At 41.0% G+C, this 21,337-nt stretch carries 21 protein-coding genes, 1 tRNA gene and 1 other RNA gene; all 23 read left to right on the top strand.

Annotated elements, in window-relative coordinates; genetic code table 11:
• Positions 1-17: 17 nt before the first annotated feature.
• The 23 genes from dnaJ to frr all read left to right on the top strand — a co-directional run bounded on the left by dnaJ (position 18) and on the right by frr (position 21,311).
• On the top strand, positions 18-1,175 hold the full coding sequence (gene dnaJ, locus U5O15_05755; GenBank protein ID MDZ7860158.1) for a molecular chaperone DnaJ: 1,158 nt from the start codon (positions 18-20) through the stop codon (positions 1,173-1,175).
• Positions 1,176-1,243: 68 nt separating this feature from the next.
• Positions 1,244-1,963, top strand: a complete 720-nt coding sequence (locus tag U5O15_05750; GenBank protein MDZ7860157.1) for a 16S rRNA (uracil(1498)-N(3))-methyltransferase — start codon at positions 1,244-1,246, stop codon at positions 1,961-1,963.
• Positions 1,964-2,144: 181 nt separating this feature from the next.
• Positions 2,145-2,606 (top strand): GatB/YqeY domain-containing protein, encoded by a 462-nt coding sequence (locus U5O15_05745; GenBank protein MDZ7860156.1) that lies wholly within the window; start codon positions 2,145-2,147, stop codon positions 2,604-2,606.
• 6 nt (positions 2,607-2,612) lie between these two features.
• Positions 2,613-3,245, top strand: coding sequence for a CvpA family protein (locus U5O15_05740; GenBank protein MDZ7860155.1), 633 nt, complete (start codon positions 2,613-2,615; stop codon positions 3,243-3,245).
• Positions 3,246-3,293: 48 nt separating this feature from the next.
• Positions 3,294-5,666 (top strand): Smr/MutS family protein, encoded by a 2,373-nt coding sequence (locus U5O15_05735; GenBank protein ID MDZ7860154.1) that lies wholly within the window; start codon positions 3,294-3,296, stop codon positions 5,664-5,666.
• A gap of 85 nt (positions 5,667-5,751) precedes the next feature.
• A complete protein-coding gene (gene dnaG / locus U5O15_05730; GenBank protein ID MDZ7860153.1) occupies positions 5,752-7,512 on the top strand; it encodes a DNA primase in 1,761 nt (586 codons plus the stop codon).
• An 8-nt stretch (positions 7,513-7,520) separates the two neighbouring features.
• A complete protein-coding gene (gene rpoD / locus U5O15_05725; GenBank protein ID MDZ7860152.1) occupies positions 7,521-9,269 on the top strand; it encodes an RNA polymerase sigma factor RpoD in 1,749 nt (582 codons plus the stop codon).
• A 130-nt stretch (positions 9,270-9,399) separates the two neighbouring features.
• Positions 9,400-9,474 (top strand) — tRNA-Ile (locus tag U5O15_05720).
• A 215-nt stretch (positions 9,475-9,689) separates the two neighbouring features.
• Positions 9,690-10,775: a YCF48-related protein gene (locus tag U5O15_05715; protein ID MDZ7860151.1), complete on the top strand. Its 1,086-nt coding sequence runs from the start codon at positions 9,690-9,692 to the stop codon at positions 10,773-10,775.
• A 276-nt stretch (positions 10,776-11,051) separates the two neighbouring features.
• Complete coding sequence (locus tag U5O15_05710) at positions 11,052-11,798, top strand: C4-type zinc ribbon domain-containing protein (protein MDZ7860150.1); 747 nt, start codon at positions 11,052-11,054, stop codon at positions 11,796-11,798.
• Positions 11,785-12,399 (top strand): ribonuclease HI family protein, encoded by a 615-nt coding sequence (locus U5O15_05705; protein MDZ7860149.1) that lies wholly within the window; start codon positions 11,785-11,787, stop codon positions 12,397-12,399. Before U5O15_05710 ends, U5O15_05705 begins: the two co-directional genes overlap by 14 nt.
• An 87-nt stretch (positions 12,400-12,486) precedes the next feature.
• Positions 12,487-12,845, top strand: an RNA gene (gene rnpB, locus U5O15_05700) — RNase P RNA component class A.
• Between the two features lie 48 nt (positions 12,846-12,893).
• Positions 12,894-14,639 (top strand): single-stranded-DNA-specific exonuclease RecJ, encoded by a 1,746-nt coding sequence (gene recJ / locus U5O15_05695; protein MDZ7860148.1) that lies wholly within the window; start codon positions 12,894-12,896, stop codon positions 14,637-14,639.
• Positions 14,640-14,700: 61 nt separating this feature from the next.
• Positions 14,701-15,153, top strand: coding sequence for a D-aminoacyl-tRNA deacylase (dtd, locus tag U5O15_05690; protein ID MDZ7860147.1), 453 nt, complete (start codon positions 14,701-14,703; stop codon positions 15,151-15,153).
• Between the two features lie 8 nt (positions 15,154-15,161).
• Complete coding sequence (locus U5O15_05685) at positions 15,162-15,755, top strand: Maf family protein (GenBank protein MDZ7860146.1); 594 nt, start codon at positions 15,162-15,164, stop codon at positions 15,753-15,755.
• A gap of 35 nt (positions 15,756-15,790) precedes the next feature.
• Positions 15,791-16,138 carry a secondary thiamine-phosphate synthase enzyme YjbQ gene (locus tag U5O15_05680; GenBank protein MDZ7860145.1) on the top strand — a complete coding sequence of 116 codons (348 nt, stop codon included), beginning with the start codon at positions 15,791-15,793 and terminating at the stop codon, positions 16,136-16,138.
• 79 nt (positions 16,139-16,217) lie between these two features.
• Complete coding sequence (mtnA, locus tag U5O15_05675; protein ID MDZ7860144.1) at positions 16,218-17,330, top strand: S-methyl-5-thioribose-1-phosphate isomerase; 1,113 nt, start codon at positions 16,218-16,220, stop codon at positions 17,328-17,330.
• Between the two features lie 149 nt (positions 17,331-17,479).
• Positions 17,480-17,911 (top strand): 50S ribosomal protein L13, encoded by a 432-nt coding sequence (gene rplM, locus U5O15_05670; GenBank protein MDZ7860143.1) that lies wholly within the window; start codon positions 17,480-17,482, stop codon positions 17,909-17,911.
• Positions 17,912-17,967: 56 nt separating this feature from the next.
• Complete coding sequence (gene rpsI / locus U5O15_05665; GenBank protein ID MDZ7860142.1) at positions 17,968-18,360, top strand: 30S ribosomal protein S9; 393 nt, start codon at positions 17,968-17,970, stop codon at positions 18,358-18,360.
• A gap of 110 nt (positions 18,361-18,470) precedes the next feature.
• Complete coding sequence (rpsB, locus tag U5O15_05660) at positions 18,471-19,301, top strand: 30S ribosomal protein S2 (GenBank protein MDZ7860141.1); 831 nt, start codon at positions 18,471-18,473, stop codon at positions 19,299-19,301.
• Between the two features lie 25 nt (positions 19,302-19,326).
• Positions 19,327-19,920 carry a translation elongation factor Ts gene (gene tsf / locus U5O15_05655; GenBank protein MDZ7860140.1) on the top strand — a complete coding sequence of 198 codons (594 nt, stop codon included), beginning with the start codon at positions 19,327-19,329 and terminating at the stop codon, positions 19,918-19,920.
• A gap of 105 nt (positions 19,921-20,025) precedes the next feature.
• Complete coding sequence (pyrH, locus tag U5O15_05650) at positions 20,026-20,736, top strand: UMP kinase (protein MDZ7860139.1); 711 nt, start codon at positions 20,026-20,028, stop codon at positions 20,734-20,736.
• A gap of 11 nt (positions 20,737-20,747) precedes the next feature.
• Positions 20,748-21,311, top strand: a complete 564-nt coding sequence (gene frr, locus U5O15_05645; GenBank protein ID MDZ7860138.1) for a ribosome recycling factor — start codon at positions 20,748-20,750, stop codon at positions 21,309-21,311.
• Positions 21,312-21,337: the final 26 nt, after the last annotated feature.

Below are 21,337 nucleotides of genomic sequence, written 5' to 3'. Positions count from 1 at the left end.
TAGAGAATTATTAAGATATGGGAAAAAGAGATTATTATGAGGTTCTAGGCGTTGACAAAAGTGCCGGAACCGATGAGATAAAAAAGGCCTACCGCAAATTGGCGATAAAATATCATCCGGATAAGAATCCCGGTGACAAGGAAGCTGAAGAGAAGTTTAAAGAAGCCACAGAAGCCTATGAAGTCCTCAAGGACACTAAAAGCAGAGCCAAATATGATCAATTCGGCCACGCGGGTCTTTCAGGTGCCGCAAGCGGCGCTTCGGGCTTTGAAGGTTTTGGAGGTGGAGGCGGATTTGATATAAGTGATGCCTTAAGAGCGTTTATGCGTGATTTTGGCGGTGGAGGGGGGTTCGGTGGTGGGTTTGAGGAATTTTTCGGCGGTGGAAGAAGCAGAGGGGGACGTAGAGTCAGAAGGGGAAGAGATCTTCAGATAAAACTCAAGCTCACACTTAAGGAAGTAGCAGAGGGTATTACAAAGAAGATTAAAGTTAAGAAAATGGTTCCATGTAAAGCCTGTGAGGGTTCAGGTGCCGCGAAGGGATCTTCCAAACAGACCTGCCCGACATGCGGGGGAAGGGGAGAAGTTAAACAGACTTCCAGTTCTCTGTTTGGACAGTTCATAAATGTTTCAGTTTGCCCAACTTGCAGCGGTGAAGGAGTTGTAATAGAAAATCCGTGTACTAAATGCGGCGGAGAAGGCAGAGTTAAAGGTACAAAAACAGTTGAAGTCAAAATACCGGCGGGAGTGACTTCAGGAAACTATATTTCGCTCAGGGGAGAAGGGGATGCGGGCCCAAAAGGGGGTCCCCCGGGTACTCTTAATATAATTATCGATGAGTTGGAAGATGAGGTATTTGAAAGACACGGTTATGATATTTTGTGTAATTTGCCTGTAACATTTTCTCAATTAGCTCTAGGCGACCGTGTTGAAATACCAACATTGTCCGGTAAGGTGGTTATAAAAATTCCCGAGGGAACTCATTCTCATAAGATATTAAGATTGAAAGGTAAGGGGATTCCCGTATTGAAGTCAAGACGCCGTGGTGATCAGTTAGTACGTATCGTTGCCTGGACTCCTCAAAACCTCAGCCAGAAGGATAAAGAGTATTTTAAAGAACTTGATAAGAATATTAATAGCAAACTCCCAAAATGCGGGAAGAAGATCTATTCATGACAGTCAGTTAACCAAGTAGCTTGTTGTCCTTATGGCCCTTTCTTTAACAATAAATACGCAGAGTCAAAATGGCAGATAGTCGTTATTTTTATCTCTCAGAGGATAATATTGATAGTAAGAATGTGTATCTTTCCGAGAGTGAGTCGCACCACCTGTCTGTAGTCAGCAGAATCAAAAAGGGTGAAAGAGTTAAACTGCTCGATGGCCGCGGGGGTATATACCACGCGAGAGTCAAGCAGTCTGACGCGCGTAAGACTCTTGTTGAAATAACATGCAAGAAAAAGTCAGAAGTTTTATTCAGGCCCGATATAGCTATACCCCTTATAAGAGCAAACAGGATGGATGTTGCTGTTGAAAAATCTGCCGAACTTGGAGCGCGTAGAATAATACCTTATCTGTCGGAGAGAACTATATGGCGCGGTGAGAAGAAAGAGGCGGCAAAGAAGAAAGAGAGATTAAATCGTAAAGTTATTGCCGCCTGCAAACAGTCGGGGCAGGCCTATTTCCCCGAAGTTGAATCTATAATCTGTTTTAATGATCTTTTAAATATAATTGATGAGTATGAAAGAGTATATCTGGCGCGAAGAGGCGGGACGCGCAAAGCAGAAAATGGCGTGACTTCGGATAAGGTTCTTGGAATCACAGGTCCTGAAGGCGGGCTTACAAAGAACGAGGAGAATATGCTTCAAGAGAGGGGAGCTATCCCTGTTTCATTGGGGAATTCAAGGCTGCGAAGCGAAACCGCGGCGATATGCCTGGTATTTTACATGAGAATATTCTGTGAATAATAAAGAGATACATAAGTATCGTCCCAACCCGGCCGCAATATTTATATTTCAGAGAAATTCCTCAAATCATAATTAAATAAGATATCCTGGAGTTTATATTTTAAACTGCGCAGTTGACATAAGATGACTTACGGGGGTATATTAAATTATTGTAAATTTGGTTTATATTCAAAGGAAAATTATGGCCGGAAATAAACTTGCCGCTGGAATTCAGGAAGATTTGAAGGATGCTATTAGAGGTAAAGAAAAGGTGAAATTGAAAGTACTGCGGATGCTTCTCAGTGCTTTGAAGAATGCCCAGATTGAGCAGGGCGGAGAGCTGGATGAAGAAAAGGAAATTGAAGTTATCTCGAGCTATGCCAGGAAATGCCGCGAATCTATAGCGGAATTTCAAAAAGGCGCAAGAGAAGACCTTGTTTCTAATGAACGCGCCGAACTTGAAATTGTAACCGCCTATCTCCCTGAACAGCTTGATGAAAATGAAATTCGTATTGAGCTTGAGAAGATCATCGAAAAGACAGGGGCTTCAACCCCGAGGGATATGGGGCGTGTTATGGGACCTATAATGAGCAAATTCAAGGGGAGAGTCGACGGCAGTCTGGTTAAACAAATGGCAATTGATATTTTAAAAGCCGGTGAGTAGTTTATATTGAAATCCTTAATTGACATAGTAATAAGTATTATAATCTTCTTTTTTCTTCTCTCGGGAATCAGGCGCGGGCTTATAAGGCAAGTCCTGGATGTTGTAGGCATTATCGCCGCTTTTATCGGTTCATTTTATTTGGCCCATCGTTTAGCCGCGTATCTGGAATCAAGCATGGAACTTTCTTATAATATTTCCCTGATAATTTCAGCGGTGATTTTATTCGTTGGAATTATTATACTTTTTCATTTTATATCCCTGACTTTAAAAAAATTAATTAATATGACTATTCTCGGTCCTTTCGATAGAATCATGGGTGGTCTGTTCGGCGCGATTAAGGGGTTGTTATGTTCGAGCTTGATTCTTGTTATTCTTTTCAGTCTTCCGATTAATCCTGGTTTTAAGAAAGAGCTTCAAAAAGATAGATTAATTTCATTCGTTAAGCCCGTATTGCCGGTACTTTTTGACGCGGTAGCCTCTATAGGCCCTGGAGAACTGGATTTTGACAGAATAACTCGATCTAAAAATCACTTTATAGAAAAGAGCAGAAAGAAAATGCAAGAAATCAGAGATAACATTGATAGAAAGAAAGATAAGATCAATGAAACCGTTCCGGGAACAGATCCTTTACAATCATAATTACAATAAGATATATATAAGGAATAAACAGTTGTGTATACTTCGCTCATGGAAGAAGAATTCTTTCACACCTCAAAGAAACTGGAATTTGACTCTGTACTGGGAATAATTGCCGGGTACGCCCGGTCTGACAGGGCAAGAGAAAAAATATATTCAACCAAACCTCTGAATTCCACGGAGGATATAGAGCGCAATCAGAGAGAAGTTTTTGAGCTTGTAAATTTCCTCGATATAGGCAAATCTATACCTTTAGCCGGCTGGGAAGACAGCAAAGATGTTTTAAAGGAGATATCTTCCAAGGGGACTGTTGTTGAAAACAGGAAAATAGTTCAAATAGCGTGGGGCGAGAACCGGGCTCAGAAAGTTAAGGAATATTTCTCGAAAAATTCAGAGAATTTTCCAGTCCTGACAAATTATTCAAGTGAGTTTGATCTTAATAAAGAGCTTGCAGCCAGAATATTATCAGTGATAGGCGATGATTACGAAATTGTTGATGATGCCAGCAAAAGGCTTTCTAAACTGAGAAGTGAGATTAGAAGTTTTCAAAAAAACTTGAGAAAGAAGTTTGCCGCTCTTGCCACCGCCGGCGAAGGAGGGGGAGGACGGGAATTTGTAACCGTACGCGGGAATAGATATGTAGTGTCACTCGCGAGAAGTAGCGCGGCTGATATTAAAGGGATTGTGCACCATGAGAGCAGCAGCGGAGCGTCAGTATTCATAGAGCCGTTAGAACTTATAGAGGATAATAACAGGCTTGAAGCACTTTTCCAGGATGAGAGAAAAGAGATATTCAGAATATTGCGGAATCTGACTGACAATATTCGTGAAAAAATTACCAATCTTGAGAAGAATCAGGATATATTGTGCGAATTCGATGTTATAAACGCTTCTGCCCAATTCGCGCGTCAGTACCATTGCTCCAGCCCCTGTCATTCTTCAGACGGCCGTTTGATTCTGAGGCAAGCGAGACATCCGCTTCTGCAGAAACAGCTTGAAGAGGAAAACAAAGGGGAAAAAACTGTAGGACTCGATCTCGACGCATACAAAGATCTTAAGGTTATAGTAATTTCAGGTCCTAATGCCGGTGGAAAGACAATTGTTCTTAAAACGATAGGACTGATTATTCTAATGGACCGTTCAGGGTTGCTGGTTCCCGCAATGGAAGGTACTGTAATACCAGATTATAATAATGTATTTGTTGATATAGGAGATGACCAGTCAATAAAAGAATCACTGAGTACTTTTTCTTCGAGAATGTTGAGAATTAAAAGGATCTTAAGTGTTGCAAACAGTCGATCAATCGTAATTATCGACGAAATAGGGGACGGAACGTCACATGAAGAAGGTCAGGCTCTAGCCGAGGCAGTGCTGACAAGACTAAAAGGAATTTGTGGCAGAGTTGTCGTTACAACTCATTTTACCGGTTTAAAGGGTTGGGCGCATAGGGAAAACGGGGTTATTAATGCCAGTATGGTATTTGATCCTGTTGATCTGAAACCCTTGTATAAATTAAAATTAGGTGTACCCGGCAGGAGCTGGGGACTTGAAACTGCCCGCAGGCTTGGGTTAGACCCTGATATTGTAAATAAAGCGGAGAGCAATCTTGATGACGCCTCGCAGGATTTGGAGGAGTTGTTGGCATATCTGGAAGTAAAAAGGCAATTACTTGAAAAGAGTTTGCGTAAAACTGAGGATAAAGAGAAAAAGTTAACTGATCTAGCTGCCGATTACGGCAGGCGTTTAGATGATTTAAACAAAAATATTGAGAAATATAAGAGTGAAGCCCGAGAGAAAGCTTTAAAAGTTGTCTCCGACGCGAGAGCGGATATTGAGGGGCTTGTAAATGATATTCGCGCGACCCAAGCGGATAAAAAGTCAATTAAGAGGGCTAAGGAACAAGTTTCCAAAAGAAAGCGTATTCTTGAGGAAAGGGTAAAGAGGGATAAGGAAGTTAAAAATACCTCGCCCGGTGACATTAAACAGGGTAACTGGGTAAAAATATTAAGTTTAGGTAAAGAGGCTAAAGTGATTTCCACAACTGATTCAGGAAAGGTGTTTGTGGAACTCGAGGGAGGGATCAGGGTAGAAACCGATGTAGGAGACCTTCTTATCTTAAAGAAAAAAGCTGACAGGGGGAGGAAAAGTAGAAAGATAAATTGGGCTGCCTCAGCAGATCCTGTCTACCCTGAAATTATGATAAGAGGACTCGAGAGAGTTGAAGCTCTTGAAAGAATAGATCGCCTGATAGACCGCGCCGTTCTCCAGGGACTGGGGAGTGTGAGGATAATCCACGGAATAGGAAAAGGGATTCTTAAGCGCGCCGTCTACAATAGATTGAGAGATGACCCCCGTGTTAAGGAAATTCATCCGGGTGAAGCGGCGATAGGTGGAGATGGTGTGGCAGTTGTGGAATTAAAGTAACTCTGTTTTTAAGTATTTTGTTATTTTGCGGGCATTTTCTTGAGAACTGAAATAAATAATATTTAACCGGCGGTTAATTAATTAGATGATTCCGGAAGAAAAAATAAACGAAATACGCGACAGATCGGATATTGTTGATGTTATCGGTTCCGTGCTTGATTTAAAGAAATCAGGTATGAATTTCAAAGCTCTCTGTCCCTTTCACGATGAAAAAACCCCCAGTTTTGTTGTCAGTCCCGATAAACAGATTTATCACTGTTTTGGGTGTGGCAAAGGGGGAAATGTTTTTAGTTTTCTTATGGATTATGAAGGGGTCAGCTTTATTGAAGCTGCAAGAAAACTTGCCGCTAAACTCGGAATTGATATTGACGTCTATTTAAATAAGGGGAAGAGTAGGAAGAGACTGGATCCTCTTTACAACGCTTTGAATTATACGGAAAAATACTATAAAAGGATGTTATTAAGAACCGAGTCCGGGAAAAATGCTGTTGAATATCTCAATAAAAGGGGGATTGATAATAATTTGATAGAAGATTTTAATTTAGGTTTCGCGCCCCCCGGGTGGGATAGTTTATATAAAAGCTCCGCTGAAGACGGCCTGTCGAGGGATATTCTGCTGAAATTGAAATTGGTTATGAGAAGCAGGGGCGGGTACAGAGATTATTTCAGGAATAGAATAATCTATCCGATATATACATTAACCAATCGAACAGTTGGTTTCGCGGGAAGGGTTCTTGACAAATCGGAACCAAAATATCTTAATACTTCTGAGAGCCCAGTATATTCTAAAGGAAAAATACTTTACGGATTAAATAAGTCCAAAAAATTTATCAGGAAGTCTAAAACTGCTTTGCTAGTTGAGGGTTATATGGATTTACTGATGCTCTGGAAGGCTGGTTTCAGGAATGTATGCGCCGTATGCGGTACATCTTTTACAAAAGAACAGGCGCGATTACTTGCGAGATACGCAAAACGTGTTTATATTATCAATGACGGTGACAGAGCGGGCATGCTTGCCGCTGTGAGGTCGGCTGATCAGTTATTGATTGAAGGCCTTACTATTAAAATAGTTGTATTACCAAGGGGTGAGGATCCCGATAGCTATGTAGATAAGAATGGAGCGGACGCGTTTCGGAGTTTATTGAACTCTGCTGACGATTATTTTGTTTATCTCAGCAAAATTTCCAAGAAAGGAAAAGAACAAAGAGCACGAAAGAGCCGGATTATTAAGCACTTGATTGATACCGTTTCACTTGTTCGTGACAGAGTTGACAGGAATCTGTATCTTCAAGAAATATCGGATATTTTTAATATACCACTGGATGATCTCAGGGCTGGATTTAAACCGGGGAAACGCAGAAAGAAAAAGCAAGAAACTAAAAAATCATTTGATAACAAAGTAGCTCAGAACCAGAAATTACTCTTCAGTATTGGATTGAAAAATGAGCGTTCCGCTAAGAGGATTCTAAACAATCTTTTGGAAGATGATCTAAAGGGGGAGGTTTTCAGGAAGTACTACCGGTGTTTTCAGGAAGCGGTAAAAAATGGAGTAGAATTGAATAGCGCGGAATTTTTTGGAAAAATCAAGGATCCCGAGCTATCCGGTCTAGCGACACAGATCGCATTTATCCAGCCGCCGCCTGGACCGGCTGAAAAATTGCTTGACGATACATTGCTTTGGTTGAAACGCTTGGCTTTAAGGCGGGAAATGGTAATGATGAAGGAGAGACTGGACGAACTTCACTCGATTTCCGGTACCGGGAATTCCGCCGAGGAGATCGAAATCGCTGAGGCCTACCGAAAAATAGCCAGGGAACTTGGGAAACTTGGGTTGCAAGGAGGATGATAACTCTGATGAGCAAAGAGAAGAATGAAAAAATAGTCAAAAAGATAAAGAAAATCTCAAAAGAAAAAGGGTACATCTTAAATGATGAAATCGATTCCTTCTTAAATGATGATGTCAATCCAAAAGAAATAATTGAACTCTATGACCGTTTGAGTGACGCGAATATCGAGTTCTTTGAAAGTGAAGAGAAAGCTTCACTAAAAATAAAGGCTAAAGACAAAAGGGAAAAGAAAGAGGCCAAGAAGGATGCCAAAGCAATGAAGAGCAGGATCAAATACGATGATCCTGTGCGCATGTACCTCAGGGAAATGGGGAAAGTTCCCCTCCTTGACAGGGAAGGTGAAGTCGAAGTAGCCAAAAGGATTGAATCCGGTAATAATGTTGTCTTGTCCGCTCTCTTCGAACTTCCCATTATGGCGGATGAACTACAGGGTTTTGTAGATCAACTTGAAAAAGGAGAAATTAGACTTGAAAACGTCATCAAGCTTGAAACGGGCGGGCTGCATCCTCATTTAGTAGGCAAGAAGGAAATGAGTAAATATTTGACGTTAATGAAAAAGAATATTGAACTTCGCCGCAAAGCTGATGAGCTCAGAACAATCTTAAAAAAGAAAATATCTAAAAATAAAGAGAACAAGATCAACGCGGAGCTGGATAAAGTAAAACAGGATAATTTTAAGTGCAACAAGAAGTTAAGGCTGCATCCAAAACAAATTGACCGGATCGTTGAAAATATAAGATTTTGTTACGAACAGCTGAAAAATGATTATAAAGAAATAAAAGAGTATGAAAAGTTTGCCGGCATGAATTATACAGAGATCAATGCGGCAATTAAAATACTAAAAGGGGAAGGGAAGAAGAAAAAGGAACTGGAGAAGAATCTTGATTGGGATCTGTCTAACTTAAAAGATTTTAAAAAGAAGATAAAGGACATCAGGCGCAGAATAAGAACGATTGAGGATAAGAATAGGGTAGAATATGAGTTTCTCAAATCGACAGTAAAGAAGATAAATAGAGGTGAATTAGCAGCTGAGAGAGCAAAGCAGAATATGATAGAAGCAAATGTCAGACTCGTTATTTCAATTGCCAAACGTTATACGAACAGAGGGCTTGAATTTCTGGATCTTATCCAGGAAGGTAACAGTGGTTTGATGCGTGCTGTAGAGAAATTCAACTACAGGAAGGGTTACAAATTCAGTACATATGCTACCTGGTGGATCAGACAGGCTATCACGAGGTCGATAGCCGACCAGGCAAGGACAATAAGAGTCCCGGTGCATATGATTGAAGCTATTAACAAAGTTTCAAGAACCAGACGGGAGCTTCTACAGCTTTTTGGCCGCGCGCCGACTGCCGAGGAAGTGGCAAAGAAACTTGATTACCCTGTCCATAAGGTTAAAAGTGTTATGAAGGCGGGTGTGGAGCCTATCTCTCTTGACCGTCCTGTTGGTGATGATGATGACAGTAAGTTGAGCGACTTTATTGAAGATGACGAATCAATATCACCTGACCGAAATGCCGCTCACTCAATGCTGACCGATCAGGTCGCAAGAGTGCTGGCCACGTTGACCCCGAGAGAAGAAAAGGTTGTAAGACTGAGATTCGGTCTCGGCGACGGAACTCCGAGAACACTGGAAGAAGTTGGTAAAATATTCAAAGTCACAAGAGAAAGAGTCAGGCAAATTGAAGCTAAAGCTCTCCGCAAATTAACTCATCCGAGCCGAAGCAGAAAGCTGCAGGGATATATCGATGTGTAACTGCCTGAATAGAATTAAAGGGCCGGGGAAGGACTAATCAGGTTAAAATTATTGCCGGCATAACACAAAAGGGTTGATTAATAAATTTTCAAATGTTAGATTGACTTCTGATAAAATTTCAATAGATAAGGGGCCCATAGCTCAGCGGTAGAGCTCCCGGCTCATAACCGGTCGGTCGCAGGTTCAAATCCTGCTGGGCCCACCAGGACACCTTCCTTTTTCTAAATTTATATCACAAAAGAAGATAACCTAAAGTTGGACTAAAGATTGCTTTTCATTCTTCTGCGTTTCATAAAATGAGGCCTTTAAAATGAATTAGGCATAACTGATTAATAAACAACATGTTGCGTATTAGATGGTTGTTAACATTTTTGTTGGATCAGGCGTTTTACACATTGTAATTGCAGTTTGGAGGACAAAATGAGAGACAGAAGAAGGAATATTCTTCTCGCGCTTTTGATAATATTCTTCATTTATTTTGAGATACATTCATGTTCAGAGGATAGTGTGACTGCTCCGGACATGAGTTCTGAAAAGCCTGAAGGGGTGCTGTATAAAGCAAACAATGTTTTCTTTGTTGATAAAGATAACGGATGGATTGTAGGGGAGGAAGGGACTGTCGCCAGAACTGCTGATGGTGGCAAAAACTGGATCGGAAGCAGGATTGAATGCGGTAATCTTTTCGGCGTTTATTTTCTAGACAGTGATAACGGCTGGATAGTTGGTGAGGATGGGAATATATACAGGACAGAAGATGGAGGAGTTGAATGGATGCCTATATCCTTCGATGATTTTACAGATGATGATCTCTACGGAGTTGAATTTGTGAATGATTCCCTGGGTTTTGTACTTGGTACACATGGGGTGTATAGAACCGAAGATAAGGGCGCAACCTGGGAGAATAACTGGAATTCCGTTGTCCAGGAACGTAACGCGTGGGGTATGAGTATAATTGATTCAAATCATGCCTATATGCTTGGGAGTATGTTTAATGAATCTGATCCTGAAATTATGTATAAGACAGAAAATGGCGGCAGGAGTTGGGAAACGGTAGATGGAACGAACTTTTCTGCTTTAAGGGGATTATTGACGATCAATTTTGTAGACGCGAATACAGGATGGGGAGGTGGTTCGGTTCTTCTTAAAACAGAAGATGGAGGAAAAACATGGGTATCTCAATTGAATAACGCTGAGATCAGGCGATTTTTCTTCAAGAATCATATGAACGGTTTCGCGGTGGGAAATGATAAAATTATCAAAACGGTAGATGGAGGAAACACCTGGACGGAAATTATGCCTGAAGATGAGAGAATAGTTGATATGAGGGATATATATTTCGTTGACGATAATTACGGTTGGATTGTTGGAAGAGGTCCGGAAGAAGTGATCGACGGTAATTTGTATGTTTATTCAATTGTTCTAAAGACCACGGACGGTGGTGATAATTGGACATTACAAAAGCTTCCCTGGGAAAAATGTACTGATAGAATCTCTGATGAGCAGTAGTTTGATAGATACAAAAAACCGAATATTCTTTAGAAGATCGCGCATAAACTATTTGGTAAATTAAGTCAAAAAATTATTGACTAGCTATCTCATTATTAGTAGAATTCACTCTTTCTTAAACTTTAAAGAGTGGATGGGTATGAGAGAGTCAATTGGGATAAAACGAGAAAAAAAGAAATTATATCTTGTCTTAGAGTCGCTAAGACATATAGGTTAATATCAGCTATACCTCCTTTCGGGGAGGTTTTTTTATAGTTTACTGGAAGGTGAATAGATATGAATAATGCCGGCGAGGATATTCAATATCTTATAAAACTTTTGCAAAAGGACTTGAAGATAAAGGAGAACAAGGATGTTCTTGAAAGTAATCCGTTTAAGATAAAAGAAATCGATAAAATGATATCGGTTCTGGATGATAAATTGAAAGAGAAGGAAGAAAAGCTTGAAGAAATGAAAAAAGAAGAACGTCACCTCAATGGTGTTATTAAATCTGAAAATGATAAGATTCAAAAGAAAAAGGCTGAAGAGAATAAAATAAAAACTAACGCGGCTTATAGGGCATGGGAACATGAGGTAAAGTATCTGGCAGGTAAACTTGACACACATGAGGAAAGGATGCTTGGACTGTTGGAAAAGATTGATCGGGAAGAGGATGAAATATCACAGTTTTCTGATGATGTCGCGGGTAAGAAAGAAAAACTGCTGATGGAAAAAAATGAATTGGAGAAGGAAATAGGAAATAGCCGCGAACAATATGAAATGATTGAAGATGAGAAATTGAGGATTCTCCCTCACCTGTCTGAAAAGGTGAGGAGAGAATACCAGAGAATTCTTAAAGCGAAGGGAGATACCGCTATCGGCAATCTTGTCGGTGATGTCTGCCAGGGATGTTTCTCCAAATTGCCTCCTCAAAAGGCGCATGAAGTTCGCAAAAACAACAAGATAATAAAATGTGAATTCTGTGGCAGAATAATTGTCTACTATCCGGAGGATCAAAAAACTGAAAATTATGAATCGACTTAAGAAATTTATTATAGAGATTTCAAGCGGCAAGAGCTTTGATGAAGCGGCGGGAAAGGCCGGTTTTGAATCTTTGGATGAGGTAAGAAGAAGTTTGCTTGATTTGTCTGATCGTGTTAAAGAGTATGCAAAGGTCTCAGGCACGGAATCTTCGAAAAAGCAGGAAGTCGCCGATACGGTTAATAGTAATCAGAAACCGATTTCGCTTGATATTTATTGTGACGGTGCTTCTAAAGGCAACCCCGGACCTGCTTCTGCCGCTGCGGTAGCATATCTGAAATCCGGAGTAATGCTTTCATCGAGGGCAAAAAAACTTGGACGAGCTACGAATAATGTGGCCGAATATGAGGCGCTGATTCTTGGAATAATTCTGGCAAAAGATCTTGGCGCGAAAAAGGTTAATTTCAATCTTGATAGTCAATTGGTTGTAAGGCAATTAACCGGTGAGTACAGAATAAAAGACGACAACCTCAAAGTTCTTGCTCAAAAGGTAAAGAAAATGGAGAAAACATTTGATGAGTGTAAATATTCTCATATCTCCAGATCCAGAAATAAGGAAGCCGATAAACTTGCCGGGGATTTACTGGCGGGCAGTGAGGATTAAAACTGTCAATTTATCTTCTTTGATATTTTTGAGCTGCTTTGCTATATTAGCCCTAACCGTAATTTTTGTATAAAACTAACCGGTGGCGGAGTTAAGCGTGTGATCGCGGGTGTTATATCACTCGAGGAAAGTCCGAACTCCACAGGGCGGGATGCTGGGTAATACCCAGTGGGGTGACCCAAGGAAAGTGCCACAGAAAATATACCGCCTCTTTGAGAGGTAAGGGTGAAAAGGTGAAGTAAGAGCTCACCAGTGCCGCCGGTGACGGCGGCAGCTGGCAAACCCCATCCGGAGAAAGACCAAATAGCAGAGGAGAAGTTGCCCGCTTCGTTTGACTCTTGGGTAGGTTGCTTGAGATCCCCGGTAACGGTGATTCTGAGATAAATGATCACAGCCGGCCTCTTGGAAGGTCGGAACAGGATTCGGCTTACAGCTTTACTCTACCACCGGGTTCTTTTATTGATTTAACCGTCGGATTTGTGAGGAGTGGATTTGTGAGAAGAAAAAATCCCGGGAAAAAGAATAAGTGGGTATTAAAAAATGTAGACAGACTTGGTATAAAAAGACTTTCCGAAGAATGTGCCCTTACAACAATTCAAGCTCATTTGCTATGGTGCAGAGGGTTCAGGAACTCAGAAGAGATTAATCTTTTCCTCAACCCCTCTTTCGACCGACTCTACGATCCTTTCCAGTTCAATGAAATGGAAAAGGCGGTTTCACTTGTTCTTGAAGCTATCAGGAATGAGGATTTAATCCTTGTTCATGGAGATTTTGACGCTGATGGCGTAACCGGAACCGCTCTTCTTTTTCAGTTTCTGAAGGAAGCAGGTGCTAATGTCAGCTATTTTGTTCCCAGTCGAAAGAAGGACGGTTATGGCCTGGCAATGAGAGTTATGAAAAAAGGTGTCCAAAAAGGTTTGAAACTGGTTGTTTCGGTTGATTGTGGGTCAAACGATGATGAAGTTGTTTCTTTCCTTAAGGAAAAAGGAGTGGCGGTATTAATAACTGACCATCACGAGACGAATTCAAGAGTTGGCGCTGATGCTTTTATTAATCCGAAATACCCGCCTGAAAAATATCCGTTCAGGGATCTTGCGGGAGTTGGAGTGGCGTTTAAGCTTGTTCAAGCTCTGGCAAAATCTATTGAAGTTGATATTCCCACACAGAAGTATCTTGATCTGGTAGCTCTCGGAACGCTGGCTGACTATATGCCTCTTTGCGATGAGAATAGAATATTTGTCTCTTTAGGGTTAAAGGCAATGTCTGAATGGTCACGGCCCGGTCTGGAAGCTTTGAGATCTAAATCCGGATTGAACAGTAAGGACTTTAATGCCAGGCAGGTTTGTTTCACCATAATTCCCAGGCTTAATTCTCCCGGACGTATAGGAAGCGCGCGTGAAGTTGTAAAACTTTTAATCGAAAATGACAGTGAGGGGATATTGAATTTGGTCAATGAAATAGAAGAGAAAAACAGCCAGCGCAAATTTAGAGATAGAAGAGTGACTGAACAGGCTTATTATCTCGCGGATATGTTTTTGAAAAGAAGTAACCCGAACGCGCTTGTTTTCTCATCACCCGACTGGCACCAGGGAGTGGTCGGAATCGGGGCCGCGAGATTGGCCGAGAGATACGGATTGCCTTCAGCTCTTATATCAGTTCAGGATAATGGTGTGTGTAAAGGTTCAGTGAGGTCCGCGGGAACCATAAATGTAAAAGCAGCGCTTGAAAGATGTTCATCACTGCTTATAGCTTTCGGGGGGCACAAAGAAGCAGGAGGGTTCAGCCTTCTGGAAGAAAAGATAGCGAGTTTTACGAATATGTTCGACAGTGTCGTAGGAGAATTTACCGGGGATGATATACCTGCGTCTGTTTATGAAGCCGATATGGAAATATCAATTGATGAATTCGATACGGAGCTCTTATCATTCATTGAACTTATGGCGCCTTTTGGACCCGGTAATACTGAGCCTCTTTTCCTTCTGAGGGGAGTTGATGTCGGAGATAAATGCCGCATTGTGGGAAGGAGGCATCTTAAATTCAATGGAACGCAGAATTCATCTAAACTTGTCGACTTTATTGGGTTTTTTAAAGGAAGTGCATGGAGAACACATGATATTTATGGTCAGAAACTTGATATACTGGTTAATTTCCGTAAGAATTATTACAGAGGAAAATTAGAAAAACAATTCATAGTTCTAGATCTCTGTCTTAGTGAATTGTACGATAAATCTTTGAAATAATCCTCTTTCCCTTTAATATTTCAAGTATATTCCAATTTGAAGTTCTTTTATGGAGGTAGTAATGAGGGTAGTAGTTCAGAGGGTGTCCGAAGCCGGTGTTGAAGTTGACGGAAGAAACGTGGCTTCTATTAATAATGGGGTACTTATTCTGGCAGCTTTTAGAAAGGGCGATTCCACTGCTGAACTTGACTGGATGGCAAGAAAATGTCTGGGGCTTAGAATATTTGAGGATAAAGATGGTAAAATGAATCTGTCGGTGCTTGATATGGAAGGTGAAATTCTAGTCGTTTCGCAATTCACTCTATATGGAAATTGTAATAAGGGAAGAAGGCCCGCTTATACTGAAAGCGCCCCCTCACACGAAGCCCAGGAATTATACAGAGAATTTATTGAAATTATGAGTCGTTATTATCCAAGGGTTTCAGAGGGTGTTTTTGGTGCTAAAATGAAAGTGAAACTAGTAAATAATGGTCCAGTAACTTTGATTATCAACAGAAACAAAAATATTTCTTGATATAATTTATGAACCCATTTCTTTCAATAAGCTCGCAGGATAATCTGGTTCTTGCTTCAGGCTCACCACGCCGGAGGAAGATTCTTGAAGAACTTGGATTCGATTTCGAGATCTTTGTGTCAGGGATTAAGGAGGATGAAATATCAGGAGATAATCCGATCAGGAAAGCGACTGAACTGGCCGAATTGAAAGCCGCTTATGCTCAGAGATTCTGTCCCGGAAAAAGAATCATAGGGGCTGACACTGTGGTTATCTGCCGGAATCAAGAACTGGGTAAACCGGCTAACAAAAGTGAAGCGGTTAAGATGCTTGCCTTTCTCTCCGGTAAACCTCATGAAGTTGTAACTGGCGTTGTGGTTGTTGCTCCGGGAAATAAAATGATAACCGATTATGAGAGTACAAAGGTGTACTTTAAGGATCTCAGCCCAGGAGAGATAGAGGTTTATACCGATACTGCCGAACCTTTTGATAAGGCGGGGGGATACGCGATACAGGGATTAGCAGCACCTTTTATTTCTAAAATAGAGGGATGTTATTTTAATGTTGTAGGTTTGCCGGTTGGGCTTCTATTTAGAATGTTAAAAGAATCAGATTCTTTATGATCTTATTGGGGGATTAGAAAAGAAGGGGGTTTGCAGTGGTTGTTTATAACGATGAATATAAGTTTTCAACTGAAGGTGATGGAACTATTATTGACCTTAGTGACAGAATTTCAGCAACTGTTCTTGAAAGTGAAATACGTGATGGGCATGCAGCAGTTTTCGTTCCCGGTTCTACCGCGGCGGTAACAACAATAGAGTATGAGCCGGGACTTTTAAGTGATCTGCCCGATTTTTTTGAAAAAATAATTCCATCGAATGTTAAATACATGCATGATGAGACCTGGGGTGATGGAAATGGTTTTTCTCACCTTAGAGCCGCTCTTGTGGGCCCTTCAGTTACAATACCTGTATCTGACGGTAAGCTGCTTACAGGAACATGGTAGCAGATTGTGTTTATCGATTTTGATAACAGGCCTCGTGAGAGGAAAGTTCTGGTAAATATAATTGGAGAGTGAATACCCGATGTTAATTGAAACAATTGATTATAAAAAGGGGGTCATTAGAATCATAGATCAAACCCTGCTCCCTGAGGATGAGAAATTTATTGACCTTTGCACACTTGATGAAGTTGCCGAGGCGATTTGTTCGTTGAGAATAAGGGGAGCGCCGGCTATCGGGATTGCCGCCTCATACGGGTTGTTGCTTCATCTTGATAATATGATCCGCTCGAAATCAACCGGCAGTCTCGAATATGCTTTTGACAGAGAAGAGGGAATGAGATCATTTTCATTTCCCGATATTTCCTCTTCTGATATTAAAGGCTGGTGTTTGGAAGCGAGAAAGAAACTTGAAGGAACGAGACCGACCGCCGTAAATCTTTTCTGGGCCCTTGAGAGGATGTTTTCCGTGTTTGGTACAGAAGAGGATAATCCCAGACGTCTGTGTGAATTTATCGCTCGGAAAGCTTTTAAAATATTCAGCGATGAAATAGAAACAGAACTTAAAATAGGTGAAAATGGAGCGCCGTTCATTAGAGACGGAATGAACATCCTGACGCATTGTAATGCGGGAGGATTGGCGACTGCCGGTTATGGGACAGCTCTGGCTGTATTGTATACGGCAAAGAAAGAGGGAAAGAGATTTTCCGTCTATGCTGATGAAACGCGTCCTCTTCTTCAGGGAGCGCGGCTTACTGTCTGGGAACTTGATAAGAACGGAATTGATGTCAGCCTTCTTTGTGATGACGCCGCTGCTTCCCTCTTCGCTGCCGGCAGGATCGATGCTGTTATAGTTGGAGCCGATAGAATAGCCTCGAACGGAGACGCGGCAAATAAGATAGGCACACTTGGATTGGCGATTCTATGCCGGGTTTATCGTAAGCCTTTCTACATAGCAGCACCACTTTCAACTTTTGATATGAATATATCAAAAGGGGAGGATATTCCCGTTGAACAGCGTTCAGGTGACGAATTATCCAACTTTGCCCGCAAGAGAATTGTTCCTGAAAATACAAATATTTATAACCCCGCTTTTGATGTAACGCCCTCTAAATATATCACTTCTATTATAACTGAGAGAGGTGTTATCGAGAATCCGGGAAGGGAAAAAATATCTTCTTTTATGCGGCTTAAATAGAGGGTTGGATTCTGGTCATATCCTCTTTAGCTTCATATAAGTAATTGTGGAAGCTTCTATGTAATAGTTACTTGACGGGAACGTATAAGGGATATATATTTCAACCTCAGAATATATAGTTGTAGAAGTATGTATACGTAAGGAGAACAATGAAAAATACGAGAATAGCTCGCGATGAAGAAATTGAAAAAAAATGGTATGTTGTAGATGCGGCAGGAAAGACACTGGGACGTATGGCTTCGGATATTGCTTCGCTTCTCAGGGGTAAAACCAAGCCTTATTTCAGCCCGCATATGGATACAGGCGATTTTGTGATCGTTGTAAATGCAAGGAAAGTATATGTTTCGGGAAACAAACGTGTAGAAAAGAAATACTGGCGGCATAGCGGGTATCTTGGCAGTCTTAAACAAATAAATTATGAAGAGATGATGAAGAAGGATCCGACATTTGCCGTTAAAAACGCTGTAAAGGGTATGTTGCCTCATAATAAATTGGGCAGAAGAATGTTGAAAAAACTCAAAGTCTATCCCGACGCCGAGCATCTTCACGAGGCTCAAAAGCCGGAATTGCTTGAGTTATAAAATTTGTTGTTTAAGTTATAGGATTAAATGGTTAGAACATACAAGGAGGTGAAAGTTTGGCAAAAACAGGTTTATGTACTGTTGGAAGAAGAAAGAAATCAATAGCCCGTGTGCATTTATCTGGAGGTACCGGCAAGATCAAGGTTAACGGTAAAGAGCTTCAGGATTATCTGAAACATCAGAATTTGATTAACATGATTAATCAGCCGTTCGTTGTTACCGGTACTGAAGGGCATTACGACATTAAGGTTAATGTCAAAGGCGGAGGCACATCGGGGCAGGCTGGCGCTATCAGATTGGGCATCGCTAGAGCGATTCTACTGGATGACGATTCTCACCGGAAAGTACTCAAGGAAAACGGTTTTCTGACGAGGGATTCCAGGGCTAAAGAACGTCAGAAATACGGTCAGCCTGGTGCCAGGAAAAAGTTCCAGTTCTCCAAAAGATAGATTTCAAATTTCACACATCTCTTTTTTGCGAACCGTGGTGTTCCGGGATTTTACGGGATTGGTTTGTTTTATAGGGAGATGGAGGATAAACCATACAGGAGGATGAATTGTTGGATATTAAAATAGAGGATCTGCTTGAGGCGGGTGTTCATTTCGGGCATCAGAAGAGGCGATGGGACCCCAAAATGAAACCCTATATTTATAAAGAACAAAACGGAATATACATAATTGATGTCAGGATAACACTTGAGAGATTGAAGAAGGCCTATGAGAAAATACTATCATTAGCATCTGAAGGAAAATACATGGTGTTTGTGGGGACAAAGAAACAGGCAAAGAAAAGTGTGAAGGAAGACGCTGCAAGATGCGGAATGTACTATGTTGCCGAAAGATGGCTTGGCGGAACTCTTACAAATTTTAACACGATAAGGAAGAGTGCTGACAAACTTGATGAAATAGACGCGATGGAAGAGAGCGGGGATTGGGAGAAGCTTTCCAAAAAAGAGAGACTTGATATAAGTAAAAAGAAAGAAAAACTCTTAAAGCTTTTTTCCGGTATTAGAGATATGAAGAAAATGCCTTCTTGCCTTCTGGCTTTTGATATTAAAAAAGAATCGATTGCCGTAAAAGAAGCGAAGAAACTGAATATTCCTATTATAGCTTTGGTAGACACGAATTGTGATCCTGATGACGCGGATATAGCGATTCCCGCTAATGATGATGCTATAAGATCGGTAAAGTTATTTACCAGGGTTTTCGCCGACGCGATTATCGAGGGAAGAAGCAGATATTTAAAAAATAAGGATTTTCTGGAAAAGAAAGAAAAAGAAAAGAAGAAAACCGAAAAAGAATTAGAATCAAAAAGGGAAAAAGATTCCGTAGAGAAAGAAGTTACTTCGAAATCTACAGATGAGGATAAAAAAGAAAAAAAAGATAAATAGTAATTTATGGATCCGGAGGATTACAATGAGCATTGATGCTAAACAGGTAAAGGAATTACGCCAAAGAACAGGTTCGGGGATGATGGATTGCAAAAAGGCTCTGCAGGAGTCAGACGGTGATATTGAGGAAGCTATCAAAGTGCTTCGTGAAAAGGGATTATCTGCAGCTGCTAAGCGTTCAGGGAGAGATGTAAGCGAGGGCAGAATATTTTCCTACGTTCATCCAGGCGCTCAGATTGCCGTAATGGTTGAATTAAACTGTGAAACGGATTTTGTTGCCCGTACAGAGGAATTTCAAAATCTGGGCAAAGATATCGCGATGCAAGTTGCCGCAACGTCTCCAATTGCGGTTACGAGGGAGGATATCAGTTCCGAGGTAATAGAGAATGAAAGAGAAATCTTCAGAAATCAGGCCCTCAAATCAGGTAAACCCGAGAAGGTTTTGGAAAAAATCATTGAAGGTAGAACCGAGAAGTTCTATGATGAAGTGTGTTTACTCGGACAGCCCTTTGTAAAAGATGATAAAAAAACAATTGAAGAACTTGTAAAGGAAGTAATTGGTAAACTTGGTGAAAATATTGCAATTAAGCGTTTTGCCAGGTTTGAAGTTGGGGAGTAGTGAAGCCCTGAATACTATTTTAAGCAATAAATAAGTTTATGTCTGAAAAAGCGCGGGATTTGCTTGTTCCTGCGTTTTTTTATAAAAGAGAGGGATTGAGAATTGGTGAAAGCCGACCGTTATAGAAGGGTGCTGCTCAAGATAAGTGGTGAAATCTTCGGAAGTGAAAATGTTATTTTTGATTCAGAACGGATAGAGAAGTTAGCCCTTCAGTTAAAGGAAGCATCTGAATCCGATATCCAGATAGCGATTGTTGTGGGAGGAGGTAATATATTAAGAGGAGCTCAGTACAGCGTTGGTAATTCAGACAGATGCAGGGCGGATTATATGGGAATGCTTGCCACGGTAATTAACTCTCTGGTACTTAAAAGTGCTCTTGAAGGGATTAAAGCCGATTCAGAAGTACTGACAGCTATACCTATGGAACAGGTAGCCGAATTATTCACCAGCCACAGAGCTCTTGAGTATCTGAAGGAAGGCAAGATACTTATTCTTGCAGGCGGCACGGGGAATCCTTTTTTTACAACTGATACCGCCGCGGCCCTTAGAGCTGCCCAAATTGGCGCGGAAGCTGTTCTGAAGGGAACGAAAGTTGACGGTATATACGATTCAGATCCTGTTGTTAATAAAGACGCGGAAATGATAGCTTCTCTCAGTTATACTGATATACTGGAAAGGAAACTGAAAGTGATGGATTCGACCGCGGTTGCTCTTTGCCGCGAGAACAAAATAGCCATTACGGTATTCAATATACTGAAGAATGGTAATTTGAAAAAGGTGTTGGAAGGGAAACCTATGGGTACGATTGTAAAATAAGGAGGTATACGATGGATTCGGTTGATAAAATATTCAATGAAGCTGAAGCTCATATGAAGAAATCTATTGATAAAACAGAAGAAGAAATTTCCGCCGTGCGTACGGGAAAAGCATCCCCAAATCTTTTAGATAGTGTCAGGGTTGAGTATTACGGGGCAAAAGTTCCTTTGAAACAAGTAGCGAGTATTGCCGTCCCCGACCCCAGTCTTATTACCGTGCAGCCATGGGAAAAGCAGATCGCTCCGGAAATTATAAAGGCCATACAAACAGCCAATATCGGATTGAATCCACAGAATGACGGAGGCTTTATCCGTATACCTCTGCCGTCTCTCACAGAGGAACGGAGGAAAGAACTGGTTAAGAGAATAAAAGCAATTGTTGAAGAGGGTCGAATTGCCATAAGAAATGTCAGACGACAAACAAACGAAGAATTTAAAAAACTGGAAAAGGACCATAGTATTTCCGAAGATGATTACTACAGGTACGAGGATGACGTGCAGAAGATGACAAATAATTCTATCAATGAGCTTGATAAGATTTGTGAGGTTAAGGAGAAAGAAATTATGCAGTTCTAGATTGTTGCTGCATAGAGATGGGTAAT

It is taken from the genome of Candidatus Krumholzibacteriota bacterium (assembly GCA_034520215.1).
GTDB lineage: Bacteria > Krumholzibacteriota > Krumholzibacteriia > Krumholzibacteriales > WJIX01 > JAGHBT01.
This window is presented reverse-complemented; position numbering and strand designations above follow the sequence as displayed.